Consider the following 21,832-nt stretch of genomic DNA (forward strand, 5'->3'; position numbering starts at 1 on the left):
GTCTTTCAGTTCGCGGTGTTCTCGTTGACCAGCCGCAGCAGGCTCTCGCCGTCCATCTCGTCGATCGAGTCGATCTCGTCGGACGCGGGTTCGGCGGAGTCGCCGTCGTCGTGGGCCAGCCCGAGGACGAGGTCCAGCAGTCCGGCCTTGCGCAGCCGGCTGATCGGGATCGCCGCGAGGGCTTCCCGGATGTGGGCGTCCGGGTCGTCGGAGTCGGTGCCGCCGGGCAGGAGCTGCTGCTGCAGGTGTCCGGCCAGGGCGGCGGGCGTGGGGTGGTCGAACACGAGCGTCGCGGGCAGCGCGAGGCCGGTGGCGGCCTTGAGCCGGTTGCGCAGCTCGACGGCGGTCACCGAGTCGTAGCCGACGTCGCGGAAGGCCCGCTGCGCCGGGAACGCGTCGACGTCGGTGAAGCCGAGGGTCTGGGCTGCTTCGCGGCGCACCAGGTCGAGCACGACCCGGCCCCGCTCGGCCTCGGACAGACCGGCCAGCCGCTGGGTGAACGCCGACTCGTCGGCTTCCGGCTCGGCCAGGGCTTCCCGGACCTCGGGGATGCCGGTCAGCAGCGGGCTCGGGCGCCCTGCGGTGAAGCTGGGCGCGAAGCGCTGCCAGTCCGTGTTGGTGACGGTGAGGGTCGTGATGCCGTCGGCCACGGCCTGCTGCAACACCTGGATCGCCAGGTCCGGGTCCATCTGCAGCACGCCGCGCTTGCGCAGCCGCTCGGCGTCGGAGGCGTCGGAGGCCGCCTTGCCCGCGTCGGCCCAGGCGCCCCAGGCGATCGACGTCGCCGGGAGCCCGAGGGCCCGCCGGTGCTGGGCGAGACCGTCCAGGTAGGCGTTGGCGGCCGAGTAGGCGGACTGGCCGCCGCTGCCCCAGCTCGCCGCACCCGAGGAGAACAGCACGAACGCGTCCAGCTCGACGTCGGCCGTGAGCTCGTGCAGGTGGGCGGCCGAGGTGGCCTTGGCTCGCAGCACCCCGTCGAAGTCCTCGCCGGACAGCGAGCCGAGCCCGACGCCGCTGTCGAACACGCCCGCGGCGTGCACGACCGCGCGCAGCGGCCGGTCGTCGGGGATGTCGGTCAGCAGGGCGGCCAGGGCGTCGCGGTCGGCGACGTCGCAGGCCCGCACCGCGACCTCCGCACCGGAGGCCGCCAGCTCGTCCCGCAGCTCCGCGGCACCGGGGGCGTCCGGGCCGCGACGGCTGGCCAGCACGAGGCGTTCGGCGCCGTGCGCCACCGCCCAGCGGGCGACCTCGGCGCCGAGACCACCGGTGCCGCCGGTGATCAGGACGGTGCCGCGGGGCTGCCACTCGTCGGTGCGCGGCCCGCGCGGGGCGCGGTTGAGGCGCCGCCCGAACACTCCTGCGGAGCGGATGGCGAGCTGGTCCTCGTCCCCGGCTCCGGACAGCACGGCCGCGAGCCGGTCGAGGACGGGCTGGTCGAGCTCGTCGGGCAGGTCGACGAGACCGCCCCACCGGCGCGGGAACTCCAGTCCCGCAACGCGTCCCAGCCCCCACAGCGCGGTCTGGGCCGGGTTGCACGGCGTGTCGTCGACGGACGCGGCCCGCCGGGTGGCGCACCACAGCGGTGCGTCGAGTTCGAGGTCGCCGAGCGCCTGCAGCAGCGTCAGCGTCGAGAGCATCCCGACCGGGGTCGCGCCGAACACCGGGTGCGCCGTCTCGGGCACGCCGACCAGCGAGAACACCCCGGCGATCTCGACGTCCCGGGTGGCCTCGGCCAGGGTCGCGGCGAGCTTGTCGCGGTCGGCGGCAGGCGAGACCTCCACCCGCACCGCGTCGTCGCCGAGCGCGGTGAGCGCCGATTCCGCCCAGGCGTCCGGTGTTTCGGGCACGACCGCCAGCCACACGCCGGTCGGGGTCCCGGCGAGCCCGGCCACCGGGACCCAGTTCTCCTGGTAGCGCCAGGAGTTGGTGAGCGAGTGGGCGCGCTGCCTGCTGCGCCAGGACGACAGGGCGGGTGTGATGGTCGCCGCGGTCTCGGAGTCCAGTCCCAGCGCCGAGGCCAGGTTCCCGTCCTCGACGAGTTCCCAGAACGCCGAGTCCACCGGGTCCGCCCGGCTCGCGGTTGCCGCCTCGGGCCAGAACCGCTGCCGCTGGAAGGCGTAGGTGGGCAGGTCGACGCGGTGCGCGCCGGTCCCGGCGAACAGCGGTGCCCAGTCGACCTCGACGCCGCGCACGTGCGCCTCGGCCAGCGAGGTCGCGAACCGGACCGGTCCGCCCTGCTGGCGCCGCAGCGTTCCCACGGCCGTGACGTCGACCTCGGCGTCCTCGGCCATCTGCTGCAGGTTCACCGTGAGCACCGGGTGCGAGCTGGGTTCGACGAACACCCGGTAACCGTCGGCGAACAGCGCACCGACGGCACCGGCGAAGTCGACCGGCTGCCGGGCGTTCTGGAACCAGTACTCGGCGTCGAGCTCGGCGCCGTCGACGCGGGAGGTGGTGACGGTCGAGTAGAACGGGATGCCGGTCGAGCTCGGCCGCACGTCGGCCAGCGATTCGAGCAGCACCTCGCGCAGCGGTTCGACGTGGGCGCAGTGGGAGGCGACGGTGGCCACGATCCGCGCCCGCAGCTCGCGCGCCTCGCAGGCGGCCACGAACTCCTGCAGCGCGTCGTGATCACCGGCGACGGTGACCGCGCCGGGGCCGTTGATCCCGGCGAGCGAGAGCTGATCCGGCCACCGCTCCAGCAGGGCGCCGACCTCCTCGCGACCGGCGGCGACGGAGGCGATGCCGCCGGTGCCGACGAGCTCGTCGGCGAACAACCGGCTGCGCACGACGACGATGCGGGCCGCGTCGGCCAGGCTCAGCGCCCCGGCGACGTGGGCGGCGGCGATCTCGCCCTGCGAGTGGCCGACGACCGCGGCGGGTTCGACACCGCAGGAGCGCCACAACTCCGCCAGCGACACCATGACCGCGAACAGCACCGGCTGCAGGACCTCGATCCGCTGCAGCTCCTCCGCGCCCGCGTCGGTGACCGACTCGCGCAGCACGTCCAGCAGCGACCAGCCGGTCAGCGGCGCGATGGCCTCGTCGCAGGAGCGCATACTCCGCTCGAAGACCGGTGCGGCGTCGAGCAGTTCCAGCGCCATGCCCGCCCACTGGGTTCCCTGCCCGGGGAACACCATGACCGGGCCGGGGCCGATCTCGCCGACCTCACCGCGCACGACCCCGACGTCGTCCCCGCCGAAACGCAGTGCCACGGCTCGGTTCTCGAACTGAGCCCGGGTGGTCAGCAGCGAGTGCCCGATGTCGACCGGGCTGATCTCGGGGTTCTCGGCGGCGAAGGTCTCGACCCGCTCCAGCTGTCCGTCCGCGGCGGATTCGGAACGGCCGGAGACGACCCACGGCACGACCCCGCCCAGAGCCGTGCTCGGGGCTGTTTTCCCCGCGGGCGACTCGGGTTCGGCCTGCTCCAGGATGACGTGGGCGTTGGTGCCGCTGATGCCGAACGACGAGACCGCGGCCCGCCGCGCGCGACCGACCTCGGGCCACGCCACCTCCGAGTTCAGCACCCGCACCGCCGAGGAGTCCCAGTCGACGTGCGAGGACGGGATCTCGGCGTGCAGGGTCCGGGGCAGCGTGCCGTGCCGCAGCGCCTGCACCATCTTGATCACGCCCGCCACGCCCGCGGCGGCCTGGGTGTGGCCGATGTTGGACTTGATCGAACCCAGCAGCAGCGGCCGCTCCCGGTCCTGGCCGTAGGTGGCCGCGAGGGCCTGGACCTCGATCGGGTCGCCCAGCGCGGTGCCCGTGCCGTGCGCCTCGACCGCGTCGACGTCCGATGTGGACAGACCGGCGGACGAGAGCGCTTGCCGGATCACGCGTTGCTGCGAGGGACCGTTCGGGGCGGTCAGCCCGTTGGAGGCGCCGTCCTGGTTGACCGCGCTCCCCCGCATGACCGCGAGCACCTGGTGGCCGCGGCGGCGCGCGTCGGAGAGCCGCTCCAGCACGACGATGCCGACACCTTCGGCCCACCCGGCACCGTCGGCGGCGTCCGAGAACGCCTTGCAGCGCCCGTCGGGCGCGGAGGCGCCCTGCCGCTCCAGCTCCGAGATCGTCGCCGGGGTCGACATGATGGTCGCTCCCCCGGCCAGCGCCATGTCGCACTCGTCCTGGTGCAGCGACTGCGCGGCGAGGTGCATCGCCAGCAGCGACGACGAGCAAGCGGTGTCGACGGTGACCGCCGGGCCCTCGAAACCGAAGTTGTAGGCCAGCCGGCCGGAGATCACGCTGCCCGCGACACCGGTCAGCGCGTGCCCACCGGTGTCCTGGTCGGAGCTGGTCAGCACGTTGGCGTAGTCCTGCATGGTGTTGCCGACGAACACGCCGGTCCGGCTGCCGCGCAACGAGTCCGGCACGACGCCGACGCGCTCCAGGGCTTCCCACGACGTCTCCAGCAGCATCCGCTGCTGGGGGTCCATCGCCAGCGCCTCGCGCGGGGAGATGCCGAAGAACAGCGGGTCGAAGTCGGCCTGGTCGGTCAGGAACCCGCCCACACCGGGGATCTCGCCGGAACCCAGCAGCGCGTCGAGGTCCCAGCCTCGGTCGGCGGGGAACGCGGCGATGGCGTCCCGGCCGTCGACCAGCAGCTGCCACAGCTCCTCGGGCGAGGTGACGCCGCCGGGGAAACGGCAGGCCATGCCGACGATCGCGATCGGCTCGCCCACCCGGTCCCGGCGCTGCGCCACCTCGACCTCGGGGCGGTCGCCGAGCAGGTCGGCGAGCAGGTGCTCGGCCAGGACGCGCGGCGTCGGGTAGTCGTAGACGAGGCCGGCGGCCAGGGTCCTGCCGGTGGCGCGGGCGAGCTGGTTGCGCAGCTCCACGCCGGTCAGCGAGTCGAAACCGAGGTCGCGGAAGGCCTTGTCGAGTCCGATCGCCGCCGGGTCGGCGTGCCCGAGCACCGCGCTGACGCGGCTGCGCACCAGGTCGAGCACGAGCTCGGTGCGCGCGGCCTCGTCGAGGCCGCGCAGCCGCTCGGCGAATCCGCTCGGCTCGGCGGTGTCGCGGCGGGCCAGGACCTCGCGGGCTTCGGGCAGTTCCGACAGCAGCGGCAGGGGCCGCATCTCCAGCAGCGCACCGAGGGTCTTCGGGTTCACCAGATCGGCGACGATCGCCGTGGCGGCAGGCCGGGCGACGGCCTGCCAGAGGGCGGTGATCGCCAGGTCCGGGTCCAGCGTCCCGGCACCGCCGCGTTCCAGCCGCTGCGCCACCTCGTCCTGGGCGGCCATGCCACCGCCCGCCCAGGCGCCCCACGCGATCGACGTCGCGGGGCGGCCGGTGGAGCGGCGACGCTGGGCCAGGGCGTCGAGGACCGCGTTCGCGGCCGCGTAGTTGGCCTGGCCCGGGTTGCCGACGGCACCGGCCACCGACGAGAACAGGACGAAGAAGTCCAGGTCACCGGCCAGCTCGTCGAGCAGCAGCGCGGAGTCGACCTTGGCGCGGAACACCTCGGTGAAGCGTTCGGGGGTGAGCTGCTCCAGCACGCCGTCGTCGACGACACCGGCCGTGTGCACCACGCCGGACAGGTCGACGCCGGTGAGCAGGGAGGCGAGCGCGTCGCGGTCGGCGGCGTCGCAGGACTCGATCCGCACCCGCGCGCCCAGCTCGGCGAGCTCGGCGTGCAGTTCGACGGCTCCGGGTGCCTGCGGGCCGCGTCGGCTCACCAGGATCAGCTCGTCGACGCCGCGCCGGGCGAGGTCGCGGGCGACGGCGGCGCCCAGCGCACCGGTGCCACCGGTGATGAGCACGGCCCCCGACGGGCCCTCGGGGACGGCCTGCGCGCGGGGGGCGGGCAGCAGCCTGCGACCGAAGGCTCCGTGCGCGCGGATGGCGACCTGGTCCTCGTCACCGGAAGCCAGGACTTCGGCGAGCCGGTCGGTGCAGCGGGCGTCGAGCTCCTCGGGCAGGTCGATCAGGCCGCCCCAGCGGGCGGGCAGTTCCAGCGCGGCGACCCGGCCCAGTCCCCACACGCCGGCGCGCGTCGGATCGGCGATCAGGTCGGCGTCGCCGGTCGAGACGGCGGCGCGGGTGACCGCCCAGATCTTCGCGTCGACCCCGGCGTCGCCGAGCGCCTGGACCAGCAGAGCGGTGCCGGTGAGGCCGAGCAACGAGAGGACACCGGTCGGCTCGTCGGTGAGGCGCGCGGCGAGTTCGCCCCGCGTCTCGGTCTCGTCGATCCGCATCACCCGGGCGCGGGTGCCGAGAGAGCCGGCGATCGCGGTGGTCCACGGGTCGTCGGCGAGCTCGGCGGGCACCGCGACCAGCCAGTTCCCGGTCAGCGGGGTCGTGGACGGGGTCAGCGGGGTCCAGGACTCCTGGTAGGACCAGGCGTCCACGCGGGACTGGTTGCGGCGGCGCTCGCGCCAGGACGACAGGGCGGGGACGAGGTCGGCCACGGCCTGCTCCTCGACGCCGAGCTCGGCGGCCAGGGAGCCGTTGTCGACCAGGTCCCAGAACAGGTCGTCGCCGGTGTTGCGCTGCAGCCGCTCCGGCCAGTAGCGCTCGTGCTGGAAGGGGTAGGTGGGCAGGTCGATCAGGCGCGCGCCGGTCCCGGCGAAGCACGGCGACCAGTCGACGTCGACGCCGCTGGCGTGCAGCTTCGCCAGCGCGTCGAGCAGCGCCGTCTCGCCGTCGCGATCCTTGCGCTGCGCGGGCACGAGGACCGCGTCCTGCGATGCGGAGTCCGCGGCCATCGCGGTCAGCACCCCGTCGGGCCCGACCTCCAGGAACGCCGTGACGTCGGCGTCGGCGAGCCGAGCGACAGAGTCGCCGAACCGCACGGTCTCCCGCACGTGGGCAACCCAGAACTCCGGCGAGGTCACGTCCCCGTCGGTCGCGATCGGAATGCTGGGCTCCTGGAACGACAGTCCGCTGATCGCCTCGCGGAAGTCAGCCAGCACCGGGTCCATCAACGCCGAGTGAAACGCATGACTGACCAGCAGACGCCTAGACTTCCACCGCTCGGCCACCGCCCACACGGCCTCCTCGTCCCCGGCCAGAACCACGGACTCAGGACCGTTGACAGCCGCCAAAGACACAACACCCGATCGAGAACTGCCAAATTCATCGGGACGAATACCGGAGTTTTCGGCGGGTCGAATACCGGAGTTTTCGTCCCCCTGAATATGGGAGTTTTTGACCTCGGAAAGATCACCCGACAGGAACGGCAGGACGTCGGACTCGCTCGCGCGGACCGCGACCATCACGCCGCCCGCGGGTAGGGCCTGCATCAACCGCGCTCGGGCAGTGATCAGCGTGCAGGCGTCCTCCAGGGACAACACGCCGGCCACGTGGGCCGCGGCCACCTCACCGATCGAGTGACCCGCCAAGTAGTCCGGGCGGAGGCCGAACGACTCCGCGAGGCGGAACTGAGCCACTTCCAGGGCGAACAGGGCCGGTTGGGCGATGCCCGTCTGGTTCAGGGCTTCCTCGTCCTCACCCCACATCACCTCCCGGACCATCGGATCCAGGTGGGCCAGGACCTCGTCCAGAGCCCCGGCGAACACCGGGAAACGGTCGTAGAGGTCCCTGCCCATTCCCACGCGCTGGGAGCCCTGGCCTGCGAAGAGGACGCCGAGGGCGCGGGGGCGGGCGGTGTTGCGGGTTGCCTCTGTCGTGCCGTCGGGGGTGGCGAGGAGGACTGCGCGGTGTTCGAAGGCTGCGCGGGATTCGGTCAGGGTGCGGCCGATGTCGGTGGGAGCCTGGTCGGGGTTGTCCCGGACGAATGCCGTGAGCTGCTCCACCTGGGCCGCCAGGGCTTCCTCAGAGCGCGCCGACACCGGCCACGGGACCGCGGCGGGCGTCACGTCCGAGTCCTCGGACGGCGGGAGTTCGGGAACGGATTCGAGGATCACGTGGGCGTTGGTGCCGCTGACGCCGAACGAGGAGACGCCCGCGCGGCGTGCTCGGCCGGTGTCGGGCCACTCGCGCGGCGAGGCCAGCAGTTCCACCGCGCCGGTCGTCCAGTCCACTTCGGACGACGGGGCATCGACGTGCAGCGTGCGCGGCACGACGCCGTGCTGCATCGCCGACACCATCTTGATGACGCCCGCGACACCGCCCGCCGACTGCGCGTGCCCGATGTTCGACTTGATCGACCCCAGCAGCACCGGGGTCTCCCGAGCCTGGCCGTAGGTGGCCAGCACGGCCTGCGCCTCGATCGGATCACCCAGCGTCGTCCCCGTCCCGTGCGCCTCCACGGCGTCCACATCGGACGGTTCGAGTCCGGCGTTGGCCAGGGCCTGGCGGATCACCCGCTGCTGCGACGGGCCGTTCGGGGCGGTGAGCCCGTTCGACGCGCCGTCCTGGTTCACCGCGCTGCCCCGCAGCACGGCGAGCACGCGGTGCCCGTTGCGACGCGCGTCCGACAACCGCTCCAGGGCGAGCACGCCCGCGCCCTCGGACCAGCCGGTGCCGTCGGCGGCCTCGGCGAACGCCTTGCAGCGACCGTCCGGGGCGAGACCTCCCTGCCAGGTGAAGGCGGCGAACGCGTTCGGCGTCGCCATCACCCGCACTCCCCCGGCCAGGGCGAGATCGCACTCACCGCTGCGCAGCGACTGCGCGGCCAGGTGCAACGCCACCAGCGACGACGAGCACGCGGTGTCCACCGTCACCGCGGGCCCTTCCAGCCCCAGCAGGTAGGACAGGCGGCCGGAGAGCACGCTCGCGGAGAACGCGGTGGTGGCGTAGAGCTGGAAGTCCTCGCGCGCGGTCGACTCGGTCAGCAGATCGCCGTAGTCCTGGCCGGTGGTGCCGGCGAACACGCCGGTCCGGCTGCCGCGCAGCGACGTGCCGTCGATGCCGGCGCGTTCCAGCGCCTCCCACGAGACCTCCAGCAGCAACCGCTGCTGCGGGTCCATCGCCATCGCCTCGCGCGGCGAGATGCCGAAGAAGCCCGCGTCGAAATCGGCCACGCCGGACAGGAACCCGCCCTGGCCGGTGGCGCTGTCGAGCCGGTCCAGGTCCCAGCCGCGGTCGGTCGGGAACGGGCCGATGACGTCGCGACCCTCGGCCACCACGTCCCACAGCTGCTCGGGCGAGGACACCCCGCCCGGGTAGCGGCAGCCCATGCCCACGATCGCGATCTCGTCGTCCGACGAGGCCGCGCCGATGACCGTCACGGCGACCGACCGGGTCTCGCCGAGCAGCCGTTCCCGCAGGTGCGCGGCCACGGCCTTGGCGGTCGGGTGGTCGAAGACGAGCGTCGTCGGCAGCGCCAGGCCGGTGGCCGTGCGCAGCCGGTTGCGGACGTCGACGGCGGTGACGGAGTCGAAGCCGAGTTCGCGGAAGGCGCGCTCGACCGGCAGCTCACCGGGGTTCTCGTAGCCCAGGGCCCGCCCGGCTTCGGCGCGCACCAGGTCGAGCAGCACCCGATCCTGCTCCGACTCGGACTTCCCGGAGAGGCGTCGTCGCAGGTCGGAAGCGTTGTCGTCGGCGGCATCGTCGAGGGCCTGCCGGGCCTCCGGGATGCCGGTGATCAACGGGCTCGGCCGCCCGGTGGTGAAGCCGGGGGCGAAGCGCTGCCAGTCGGTGTCGGTGACGGTCAGGGTCGTCGAACCGTCCTCGATCGCGTGCTGCAGCACCAGCAGCGCGCGCTGCGGGTCCATCGGCTGCACGCCGACCTTGCGCATGCGTTCGGCCAGCTCGGGGTCGCCGGCCATGCCCGCCCCGGCCCACGCGCCCCACGCGATCGACGTCGCGGGCAGCCCGAGGGACCGGCGGTGCTGCGCGAGGCCGTCGAGGTAGGCGTTGGCGGCGGCGTAGGCGGACTGGCCGCCGCTGCCCCAGCTCGCCGCACCCGAGGAGAACAGCACGAACGCGTCCAGCTCGATCCCGGCGGTGAGCTCGTGCAGGTGGCGCGCCGCGGTCGCCTTCGCGCGCAGCACGACGTCGAGGTCCTCGGCCGTCAGCCGGTCGACGGGGGCTTCGCCCTCGCCGCTGACTGCGGCGTGCACGACGGCCGTGAGCGGGCAGTCCTCCGGCACGCGCGCGAGCACGTCGGCCAGGGTGTCGCGGTCGGCGACGTCGCAGGACTCGACGGTGACCCGGGCGCCCAGCGCGGTCAGCTCCTCGCGCAGCGCCGGGGCTCCGGGCGCGTCGGGACCGCGACGGCTCAGCAGGAGCACGTGCTCGGCGCCGCGCTCGACCGCCCAGCGCGCCACCTGCCCGCCGAGGGCACCGGTGCCGCCGGTGATCAGGACGGTGCCGCGAGCCCGCCACTCGCTCCCGGCGCTGCCGCGCGGGGCGCGGGACAGGCGTCGACCGAACACCCCCGAGGGGCGCACCGCGATCTGGTCCTCGCCGCTGACCAGGGCTGCGGCGAGGTGCTCGGCGGCGCGTTCGTCGAGGTCGGCGGGCAGGTCGATCAGCCCGCCCCACCGGTTTGGCAGGTCCAGCGCGGCGACCCGGCCAAGTCCCCACAGCGCCGTCCGCTCCGGGTGGAGCACCGGATCGGAGTCCCCGATCGACACCGCGCCGCGGGTCGCGCACCACAGCGGAGCACCGATCCCGGCCTCTCCCAACGCCTTCAGCAGTTCCGCTGTCGAGGTCAGCGCGTCATCCGCCAGTCCCAGCAGGGAGAGGACACCGGCCGGCTCGACGGCCACCCCTGCCAGGCGCTCGGCCAGGTCGGTCCGGTCGCCCACCTCCAGCCGCACGACGTCGGTTCCCAGGTCCGGGACGGTGTCTTCGGGGCGGGCGAGCACGAGCCAGGTCCCGGCCGGTGACGTTCGCGAGGACGCGACGGGAACCCAGGTCTCCCGGTAGCGCCAGGTGTCGAGGGCGGCGCGGGTGCGGGAGCGGTCCCGCCAGGAGGCGAGCGCCGGTGCCACGACGGCGGCCGTGTCGGGGTCGAGGTCGAGCGCGGCGGCCAGGTTCCCGTCGTCGACGAGCTGCCAGAGGGCGGCGTCGACCGGATCGGCGTTCGCGGACGGTTCGACCGGGTCCTCCCAGTGGCGTCGCCGCTGGAAGGGGTAGGTGGGCAGGGACACCCGCCGGGCGCCCGCGAACAGCGGTGTCCAGTCGACCGGGACGCCGCGCACGTGGGCCTCGCCTACCGAGGCCAGCACCTGCTCCCACTCCCCCTGGTCGCGGCGCAGCGTGCCGAGGACGACGCCCTCGGCACCCGCGTCGTCGAGTGTCTGCTCGACCGCGTGGGTGAGCACCGGGTGCGCGCTGGGCTCGACGAACACGCCGAAGCCGTCGGCGAGCAGGGCGCGGGTGGTGTCCTCGAAGCGGACCGTCCGCCGCAGGTTCGAGTACCAGTACTCGGGATCCAGGCCGGACGTGTCGATCAGCTCACCGGTGACCGTGGAGTAGAACGGCACGTCGCCGGAGCGCGGGCGGATGTCGGCCAGCTCGTCGATCACGCGCTCGCGGACGGCCTCCACCTGCGGGCTGTGCGAGGCGTAGTCGACGGAGACCCGGCGGGTGCGGATGCCCTCGGACTCGCACTGCGCGGCGAACTCGTCCAGCGCCGCGTCGTCACCGGCGATGACGGTCGCCTGCGGTGCGTTGACCACGGCCACCGCGAGACGGTCGCCCCACGGCTCCAGCCGCAGGGAGCTCTCGGGGGCGGCGACGAAGAGCATCCCGCCGCGCCCGGACAGCGAGTCGGCCACGGCGAGGCTGCGCAGCGCGACCACGCGGGCCGCATCGGGCAGGCTCAGCGCGCCGGACACCGCGGCGGCGGCGATCTCCCCCTGCGAATGCCCCACCACCGCAGCGGGTTCCACGCCCAGCGAGCGCCACAGGTGGGCCAGCGACACCATCGTCGCCCACAGCACCGGCTGCACCACGTCCACGCGGTCCAGCGGCGGTGCGCCGTCGGTGCCGCGGAGCACGTCGAGCAGCGACCAGTCGACGAACGGCTCCAGCGCGGCCGCGCACTCGGCGATCCGCTCGTCGAACGCCGCCGACCGGCCCAGCAGCGCACGCCCCATGCCGACCCACTGCGAGCCCTGGCCGGGGAAGACGAACGCGACCTTGCCGGTGGGCCCGGCCTCGCCGCGCACGACGCGGGCGTCGGGCCGGTCGGCGGCCAGCGAGTCCAGCGCGTCGCGCAGCTCGTCGCGGTCGCCGCCGAGGACGACGGCCCGGTGCTCGAACGTCGAACGGGTGGTGACCAGCGAGAACCCGACGTCCAGCGGCGCCGCGTCGACGCCGCGCAGCCGGGCGGCCTGCGCCTGGAGCGCCTGCTCGGAGCGGGCCGAGAGCACCCACGGCACCACCTCGGGCGTCGTCGGCTCGTCGGCAGGTTCGTCGGCCTGCGGGGCCTGTTCGAGGATGACGTGGGCGTTGGTGCCGCTGATGCCGAACGACGACACCCCCGCCCGGTGCGGGCGGTCGGCCTCCGGCCACGGCGTCGACTCGGTGAGCAGCCGGACGCCGCCGGTTGACCAGTCGACCTGGCTGCTCGGCTCGTCGGCGTGCAGGGTCCGGGGCAGGACCCCGTGGCGCAGGGCGAGGATCATCTTGATGATCCCGCCGACTCCGGCGGCGGCCTGGGCGTGGCCGATGTTGGACTTCAGCGCACCCAGCAGCAGCGGCTGCTCGCGGTCCTGGCCGTAGGTGGCCAGCAGGGCCTGGGCCTCGATCGGGTCGCCCAGCGGCGTGCCGGTCCCGTGCGCTTCCACAGCGTCCACGTCGGAGGGTTGCAGCCCGGAAGCGGCCAGGGCCTGGCGGATGACGCGCTGCTGCGCGGGACCGTTCGGCGCGGTCAGCCCGTTGGAGGCGCCGTCCTGGTTGACCGCGCTGCCGCGCACCACGGCGAGCACCTCGTGGCCGTTGCGGCGCGCGTCCGAAAGCCGTTCCAGGACGACGATTCCCGCGCCTTCGGACCAGCCCATGCCGTCGGCGGAGTCGGAGAACGGCTTGCAGCGGCCGTCGGGTGCGAGGCCGCGGAGCCGTCCGAAGATGGTGAAGGCTTCCGGCGTCGACATCACCGTCACACCACCGGCGAGCGCCAGGTCGCACTCGCCGGAGCGCAGCGATTGCACGGCCAGGTGCAGGGCCACCAGCGACGACGAGCACGCCGTGTCCACCGACAGCGCCGGGCCCTCCAGACCGAGGGTGTAGGCGACGCGGCCGGAGACGAGGCTGCCGCCGCTGCTGGTCGCGGCGTCGGTGCCGCGCGCGTAGTCGTGGTACATCACGCCGGCGAACACGCCGGTCGAGCTGCCCTTCAACTCGCGCGGGTCGATGCCCGCGCGCTCGACGGCTTCCCAGGCGACCTCCAGCATCAGGCGCTGCTGCGGGTCGGTCTGGGTGGCCTCCGCCGGGGAGATCCCGAAGAATCCGGGGTCGAAACCGGTCGCGCCGTCGATGAATCCGCCGGTGGAGACGTAGGTGCGGCCGACCTTGCCGGGTTCGGGGTCGAAGAGGCGCTCGACGTCCCAGCCGCGGTCGGTGGGGAACCCGCCCATCGCGTCGGTGCCGTCGACCAGCAGCCGCCACAGGTCCTCGGGGCTGGCGGCGCCGCCCGGGTAGCGGCAGCTCGTCGACACCACCGCGATCGGGTCGTCGTCGACCTCGCTGCGCGGCGTGATCTCGTCACGGCGGACCACCCCGCGCAGGTCGTCGTCCAGGTGCCGCACGACGGCCAGGGGCGTCGGGTGGTCGAACACGAGCGTGGCGGGCAGTCGCAGGCCGGTCGCGGTGGCGAGCCGGTTGCGGAACTCCACGGCGGTCAGCGAGTCGAAACCCAGCTCCTGGAAGGCGCGGTCGGGTTCCACCGCCTCGGCCGTGGCGTGCCCGAGGACCGAAGCGGTCGTGGAGCGCACCAGGTCGAGGAACGCGGCGCGCCGGTCGGTGTCGTCGAGTCCGGCGAGCTCGCGGCCGAACCGCGAGGTCCGGGCGGCCCGCGCGGGGCCGCGCGCGAAACCCCGCAGCAGCGCCGGAATCTCGCCGTTCCGGTCCCGCAGAGTCCCGGTGGCCAGGCGCAGCGGAACGAGCTGGGCGGTGTCGGTGGCCAGGGCGGCGTCGAAGAGGGCGAGCCCGTCCTCGGCCGACAGCGGCAGGAAGCCCTGCTCGCGCATGCGGTCCCAGTCGGTGCTCACCAGGCCCGCGCTGAGACCGATGTCGAGCGCCCCGTAGTCGAGGGCGAGCGCGGGCAGGCCCCGGGCCCGGCGGTGCGCGGCCAGGGCGTCGAGGAAGACGTTGGCGGCGGCGTAGTTCGCCTGCCCGGCGGCGAGCACGAGACCGCCCGCCGAGGAGATCAGCACGAACATCGCGAGGTCGCGGTCGCGGGTGAGCTCGTGCAGGTGCCAGGCGGCGTCGGCCTTCGGCCGCAGGACGTGGTCGAGGCGCCGCGGGGTGAGGGACTCGATCACGCCGTTGTCGGTGACACCGGCCGCGTGCACCACGCCGACCAGGTCGTCGACGCCGTCGAGGACCGAGGCGAGCGCGTCGCGGTCGGCGACGTCGCAGGCCACGACCGACACCGAGGCGCCGAGTTCGGTCAGCTCGGCGCGCAGGTCCTCGGCCCCGGGGGCGTCCGGGCCGCGGCGGCCGGCCAGCAGCAGGCGACGCGCCCCGTGGGCGGTGACGAGGTGGCGGGCCAGCAGGGCGCCGAGCCCGCCGGTGCCGCCGGTGACCAGCACCGTGCCCTCGCCCAGCGGGCGGATGGTCGTTCCGGGGGTGGTGCGGGTGAGTTGGGGAACGCGCAGGGTTCCGGCGCGGACGGTGGCCTCCGGCTCGCCCGCCGCGACCGCCGACGGGATGCGGGCGCGGTCGTCGACGTCGAGGAGCTGGAAGCGGCCGGGGTTCTCGGCTTCGGCCGCGCGGACCAGGCCCCACACCGGGGCTTGGGCGAGGTCGACGTCCTCGGCGTCGAGCGCGCCCTCGGTGACCACGACCAGCCGGGAATCGGCGCAGCGGTCGTCGGCGAGCCACGCCTGCACCGCCGCCAGCACGGCCTCGGTGACCGAGCGAACACCGCTCAGCGGCTCGTCACCGGTCGGGCACAGCGCGGCCACGGCTTCGGGGACGTCGGCGGAGCCCAGCAGGGCGGGAAGCTCCTCGATTTCCACTACGGGGCAGTCGGTTTCGAGGTCCGGGAGCGGCCGGGAGGCCCACTCCAGGCCGAACAGCGAGTCGGTGAGGTGCTGCGGGCCGAGCTGCTCGGCGGTGACCGGGCGGCCGACGAGGGCCCGCACCGACAGCACGGGGCGGCCCAGCACGTCGGCCAGGTGCAGTGTCGCGGTGCCGTTGCCGTCGGGCACCATCCGGACCCGCACCGCGTCAGCACCGGTCGCGTGCAGCGAGACCCCGTTCCACACGAACGGCAGCGACACGTCGTCGCGGCCGAGCAGCGAGACGTGCAGCGCCGCGTCGAGCAGCGCCGGGTGGGTCCCGTAGTCCTCCGCTCCCGCGCCTTCGGGCAGCGCGACCTCGGCGAACAGCTCGTCGCCGCGCCGCCAGGCCGCGCGCAGGCCCCGGAACACCGGGCCGTAGGCGTAACCGGCGTCGGCGAGGGTGTCGTAGACGCCGTCGACGTCGATCGGTTCCACCTGCGGCGGCGGCCATTCGGCGAGATCGACGTCGGGCACCGAACCGCCGGGCGCCACGGTTCCCTCGGCGTGCAGCGTCCACGACGCGTCGCCGTTCGGCCGGGCGTGCACGGTGATCCGGCGCCTGCCGGTCGCGTCGGCACCGGCGACCGAGACCTGGATGGCGACGGCGCCGTCCTGCGGGATGACCAGGGGTGCGCGCAGGGTGAGCTCGTCGACGACGTCGCAGTCCGCGCGCTGCGCGGCGTGCGCGGCCAACTCGGCGAACGCGGTGCCGGGCAGCAGCGCGGAGCCGAGCACCACGTGATCGGCCAGCCACGGCAGCGCGCTGGTCGACAGCGTGCCGGTGAAGGTGACGCCGTCGGAGTCGGGCTGCTCGACGACGGCGCCCAGCAGCGGATGCCCGGCCGGGTCGAGGCCGCGAGCGGCCAGGCTGCCGACGTCGCCGCCGAGCCAGGAGTTCGCGAGGTGCTCGCGCGGGTCGAGCCAGAAGCGCTGGTGCTGGAAGGGGTAGGTGGGCAGGTCGACGCGGCGGGCACCGCTGTCGCGGTAGAACGCGGCCCAGTCGACGTCGGCGCCGGACACGAACAGCCCGGCCAGGCCGGTGACCGCGGTGGTCCGCTCGCTGCGCCGACGCCGTCCGAGCGCGACCGCGACCGGGGCGGAGGTGCCGAGGTCGTCCTCGGCGTCGAGGGTCTCCAGCACCATCGGGGTCAGCACCGCGTCCGGCCCGACCTCGGCGAAGCGGGAGGCCCCCAGGCGACGCAGGGTGGTGACCGCGTCGGCGAAGCGCACGGTGTCGCGCACCTGACGGACCCAGTAGGCGGGGCCGAACATCTCGTCGGTGATCTGCTCGCCGGTCACGGCCGACACCAGCGGGCACTGCGGGTTTCCGAAGGTCAGGCCGGAGATCTCGGCTTCGAAGGACGCCAGCACTGGTTCCACCAGCGGCGAGTGGAAGGCGTGCGACACCCGCAGCCTGCGGGTCCGCCAGCCGTTCTCGGCGCACCGCTCGCCGACCGCGAGGACGTCGCGCTCGGTACCGGAGATCACCACCGAGGCGGGGCCGTTCACAGCGGCGATCTCCACGTCACCGGACAGCAGCGGCAGCACGACGTGCTCGCTCGCCCCGACCGCGACCATCGCGCCGCCGCGCGGCAGCTCCTGCATCAACCGCCCGCGCGCGGCCACCAGCGCGCACGCGTCACCCAGCGACAGCACTCCGGCGACGTGCGCTGCGGCGATCTCACCGATCGAGTGCCCGGCCAGCGCATCCGGCCGCACGCCCCACGACTCCAGCAGCCGGTACAGCGCCACCTCGAACGCGAACAGGCCCGCCTGCGCGAACGCGGTCTCGTCCAGCAGCTCGTCCCCGGCCTCCCCGAAGACGACCTCCCGAACATCCCGCCCCAGCAACGGGCTCAACCCGTCGACGACCTCGTCGAAAGCCGCTGCGAACACCGGAAAAGCAGCGTGGAGTTCAGCCCCCATCCCGGCCCACTGAGCCCCCTGCCCGGAGAACACGAACGCAGTCCCACCGGCAACGACCCGCCCGGCCACCACCCCAGGAACGTCCTCTCCCCCGGCCAACGCCCGAACCCCGGCCAACAACACCGGACCACTCCCGTTGTCGGCTTTCGGATTACTCCCGTTTTCCGGCCCCGGATTACTCCCGTTTTCCGGTCCCGGATTACTCCCGTTTTCCGGAACCCGATTACGGGCGTGATCCGGGTCCTGGGGGCGGGGGTGGTCGTGTTCCGGGGTTTCTGCGGTGGAGTCGAGGACGACCGCGCGGTGTTCGAAGGTGGGGGTGGTTGCGAGGGAGAAGCCGATGTCCAGGGGGTGTTCGTCGATGCGGTCGAGGAGATTTCGGGCGCGGGCGCGGAGGGCTTCGGGGGTTCGGGCCGAGAGGGGCCAGGGGGTCGCCGGGAGCCGGTGGCGTTCGGTGTCCGCCGAGGTCTCGACCGGGGCCTGTTCGAGGATGACGTGGGCGTTGGTGCCGCTGATGCCGAAGGACGACACGCCCGCGCGGCGCGGGGCGCCGGTGTCCGGCCAGGAGGTGGGCTCGCGGAGGAGTTGGACGGCGCCGGTGGACCAGTCGACCCGGGTGCTGGGTTGATCGACGTGCAGGGTCTTCGGCAGGACGCCGTGGCGCAGCGCCATCACCATCTTGATGACGCCGCCGACGCCCGAAGCCGCCTGCGCGTGACCGATGTTCGACTTGAGCGAGCCGAGCCACAGCGGCCGGTCGGCGGGCCGGTCGGTGCCGTAGGTGCCCAGCAGCGCCTGCGCCTCGATCGGGTCGCCCAGCGACGTGCCCGTGCCGTGGCCCTCCACCGCGTCGACCTGGTCGGCCGAGACGCGCGCGTTGGCCAGCGCCTGGCGGATGACGCGACGCTGCGCGGGACCGTTCGGAGCGGTCAGCCCGCTCGACGCGCCGTCCTGGTTCACCGCGCTCCCCCGCACCACGGCCAACACCTGGTGACCGTTGCGGCGGGCGTCGGACAGGCGCTCGACGACGAGCACGCCCACGCCCTCCGACCACGAGGTGCCGTCGGCGGAGTCGGCGAAGGACCGGCAGCGGCCGTCGGCGGACAGCCCGCGCTGCCTGCTGAACTCGATGAACGCCTCCGGCGTGGCCATCACGGTGACACCACCGGCCAGGGCGAGATCGGACTCGCCGCTGCGCAGCGACCGCACGGCCGCGTGCAGCGACACCAGCGACGACGAGCAGGCGGTGTCGACGGTGACGGCCGGGCCCTCCAGCCCGAACACGTAGGACAACCGGCCGGAGGCCACCGATCCGGAGTTCGAGTTGGCCGGGTAGTCGTGGTACATCATGCCGACGAACACGCCGGTCCGGCTGCCGCGCAGCGTTCCGGGCTCGATTCCGGCGCGCTCGAACGCCTCCCACGAGGTCTCCAGCAGCAGGTGCTGCTGCGGGTCCATCGCGGCCGCCTCGTTCGGGCTGATCCCGAAGAAAGCCGGGTCGAAATCACCCGCGTCGTGCAGGAATCCACCGTGGCGGCTGTAGGTGGTGTTCGGCTCCTCACCGCTCGGGTCGTGGAGGCGCTCGACGTCCCAGCCGCGGTTGGTGGGGAACTCCGATACGGCGTCGACGCCGTCGGACACCAACCGCCACAGGTCGTCCGGCCCGCTCACCCCGCCCGGGTAGCGGCAGGCCATGCCCACGATCGCGATCGGCTCGCCGGCCGCGGCGACGAGCTCCCGGTTCTGGGCGCGCAGCTGCTCGGTCTCCTTCAGCGACGCCCGCAGGGCTCCGACGAGCCTGTCCTGGTTTCCGAAGTCCTCGGACTCAGCCATGTTTCAGCCTCACGCTTCCCGTGCGGCGTCGTCGGGTGCGCTCGCACCCTCCAGCGCCATCGTGATCAGGTCTTCTGCGCCCATCTCGTCGATGTCGTCGCCGACACCGGTGTCGCTCTCGACCGGCGCGCTCACCCCGCCCAGTTCCAGCAGCGCGTCGAGCAGTCCCGCGTCGCGCAGCCGGTGCAGCGGGACACCGGCCAGGACGTCGCGGACGCGGTTCTCGGTGAGCGCTTCCGCGTCCTCGTCCACCGGCGCGAGTTCGGCGCTGAGGTGCTCGGCGAGCGCGGTGACGCTGGGGTGGTCGAAGGCCAGCGTCGCGGACAACCGCAGTCCGGTCGCTCTGCTCAGCGAGTTGCGGAGCTCCACGGCGGTCAGCGAGTCGAAGCCGAGGTCGGTGAAACCCGCTGCGGTGTCGACGGATTCGGCGTCGGAGTGGCCGAGGACGGCGGCGGCGTGCGAGCGCACCAGGTCGACGAGCAGCGCCGCGCGGTCGGTCTCGGAGGCCGCGCGCAGCCGGTCCGGCAGCACCGGCCCGGCCGGGGCCGTCGCGCGGCGGTGGCCCGGCCGGACCAGGTCGGCGAACACCCGGGGCACGACAGCGCCGGAGTCGCGCAGCGCCTGGGCTTCCAGGCGCATCGGAACCAGCACGGGGGTGCTGCGCGCGCAAGCCGCGTCGAACAGCCGCAGCCCGTGCTCGGCGGTGAGCGCGCCGACGCCGTTGCGGGCGGTGCGCTGCCGCGCCGCGTCGTCGAGCTCGCCGGCCATGCCGTCCGACCACAGGCCCCAGGCCAGCGACTGGCCGGGGAGGCCGCGTGCCCTGCGGTGCTGGATCAGGGCGTCCAGGCAGGCGTTGGCGGCCGAGTAGTTGCCCTGCCCGGGACCGCCGATCGCTCCGGCCGCCGAGGAGAACGTCACGAACGCCGACAGCGGGAGGTCGGTGGTGAGCTCGTGCAGGTGCAGGGCGGCGTCGACCTTGGGCCGCAGCACGGATTCGACCTGCTCGCCGGTCAGGGTCTCCAGGACGCCGTCGTCGATCACGCCCGCCAGGTGCACGACACCGGTCAGGGGGTGCTCGACGGGGATGCCGTCGAGCAGCGCGGCCAGCGCGTCGCGGTCGGCGACGTCGCAGGCGGCGAACTCGACCTCGGCGCCCAGGTCTTCCAGTTCGGCGCGCAGGGCGGGGTCGCCGCCGCGGCTGGTGAGCAGGAGGTGGCGGACGCCGTGGTCGGTGATGAGGTGGCGGCTGAACAGCCGGCCGAGCCTGCCGCTCGCGCCGGTGACCAGCACGGTTCCGCCGGGGTCGAAGGTCGTGGCGGGTGCGCCCGGGTCGTCGGTCGCGCGGGCGAGCCGCGCGGCGTGGTAGCGGCCGTCGCGCACCGCGACCTGGGGTTCTCCGGTGGCCAGGACCGCGTGGGCGTCCAGGTCCCCGTCGACGTCGGCGAGCACGATCCGGCCGGGGTGCTCGGCTTGCGCCGAGCGCACCAGCCCCCACACCGCCGCGCCCGCCAGGTCGGTGATGTCTTCGCCGGCGACCGCGACCGCCTGACGGGTGGTCACGAGCAGCGTCGTGTCGGTGTCGCGGGCGAGGAAGTCGCGGAGCCGGTCCAGGACTCGCAGCACCTCGGCGCGGATTCCGGGCGGGTCGGCAGCCGGTGTCGTGTGCAGAACCTCGGCGTCGCGCTCGGGGCAGGTCCCCGGAGTCACCGGGGTCCACCGCAGCGCGAACAGGTCCTCCGGTCCCGGACCTGCGAGCTGTTGGGCCGTGACGGGGCGGGTGACCAGGGACTCGATGGAGGCCACCGGAACGCCCGTGCCGTCGGCCAGCTCCAGCGTCATGCCGTCGCCGTCGCGGGTCACGCGGACCCGGACGGCGGTGGCGCCGGGGGTGTGCACCGACACGCCCTGCCAGGAGAACGGGAGCGCGGTCTCGGTGGGGTCGGCGGCGTGCAGGCAGGAGTCCAGCAGCGCCGGGTGCAGGGCGAAGCCGTCGGTGGTCTCCGGAAGCCGGACCTCGGCGAACACCTCGTCGCCGCGCCTCCAGGCGGCGCGCAGGTTCTGGAACAGGGGGCCGTAGTCGAGTCCGAGCTCGGCGAGGCGGGCGTAACGGGCCTCGACGTCGACCGGTTCGGCGTTCGACGGCGGCCACTCCGCCGCCGTCCAGGTCGTCCCCCGCCGCTGCGCGGCGAGCGCGCCTGCGGCGTGCTCGGTCCACTCGGCGGTTCCTGACGGGCGGCCGTGGATCGTCACGGAGCGACGGCCGTCGCCGTCCTCGGCTCCCACGCGCACCTGGAGGTCCGCGCCGCCCTGCTCGGGCAGCACCAGCGGTGCCGCGAGGGTCAGCTCCTCGACGCCGTCGCAGCCGAGCTCATCGGCCGCGCGCAGCGCCACGTCCAGGAACGCGGTCCCGGGCAGCAGGACTCGTCCCATGACCGCGTGGTCGCCGAGCCACGGGTGCTCGTCGAGCGACACCCGGCCGCTGAGCAGGAACTCCCCGGATCCGGCCAGTTCCGCAGCCGCCCCCAGCAGCGGGTGCCCGACGGACGCGAGCCCGAGCCGGGACACGTCGCCGGTGCGCTGGGTCGGGGTCGCCCAGAACCACTGGTGCTGGAACGGATAGGTCGGCAGGTCCACCCGGCGCGCCCCGGTCCCGGCGAACAGCCCGTCCCAGCCCACGTCGACACCGGCGACGTGCAACCCGGCCAGCGCCTTGATCAGGCACACCCGCTCGTCCTGGTCCTTGCGCTGCACCGGAACGACCACCGCCGCGTCCGGAGCCTGCTCGCCGACCAGCGCCGACAGCACCCCGTCCGGCCCGACCTCCAGGAACGCCGACACGCCGGACGCGGCCAGCTGAGCGACCACGTCCCCGAACCGCACGGCCTCCCGCACGTGCCGCACCCAGAACTCGGGGCTGGTCACGTCCCCGGAAGCCGCGATCGGAATCCGAGGCTCGCGGAACACCAACCCGCTGATCGCTTCCCGGA

Annotated in this window: 2 protein-coding genes; both read right to left on the bottom strand. The window is 74.0% G+C overall.

Annotation, left to right across the window (positions count from 1 at the left end; genetic code table 11):
* Window positions 1-5: 5 nt before the first annotated feature.
* Window positions 6-18,797 carry a type I polyketide synthase gene (locus tag QFW96_RS27095; RefSeq protein WP_425524801.1) on the bottom strand — a complete coding sequence of 6,264 codons (18,792 nt, stop codon included), beginning with the start codon at window positions 18,795-18,797 and terminating at the stop codon, window positions 6-8.
* Between the two features lie 57 nt (window positions 18,798-18,854).
* A partial coding sequence (locus QFW96_RS27100) for a type I polyketide synthase (protein ID WP_281458572.1) occupies window positions 18,855-21,832 on the bottom strand: 2,978 nt, incomplete at its 5' end.

Origin of the sequence: Saccharopolyspora ipomoeae (assembly GCF_029952525.1) — a bacterium.
In the GTDB taxonomy this organism is placed as follows: domain Bacteria; phylum Actinomycetota; class Actinomycetes; order Mycobacteriales; family Pseudonocardiaceae; genus Saccharopolyspora; species Saccharopolyspora ipomoeae.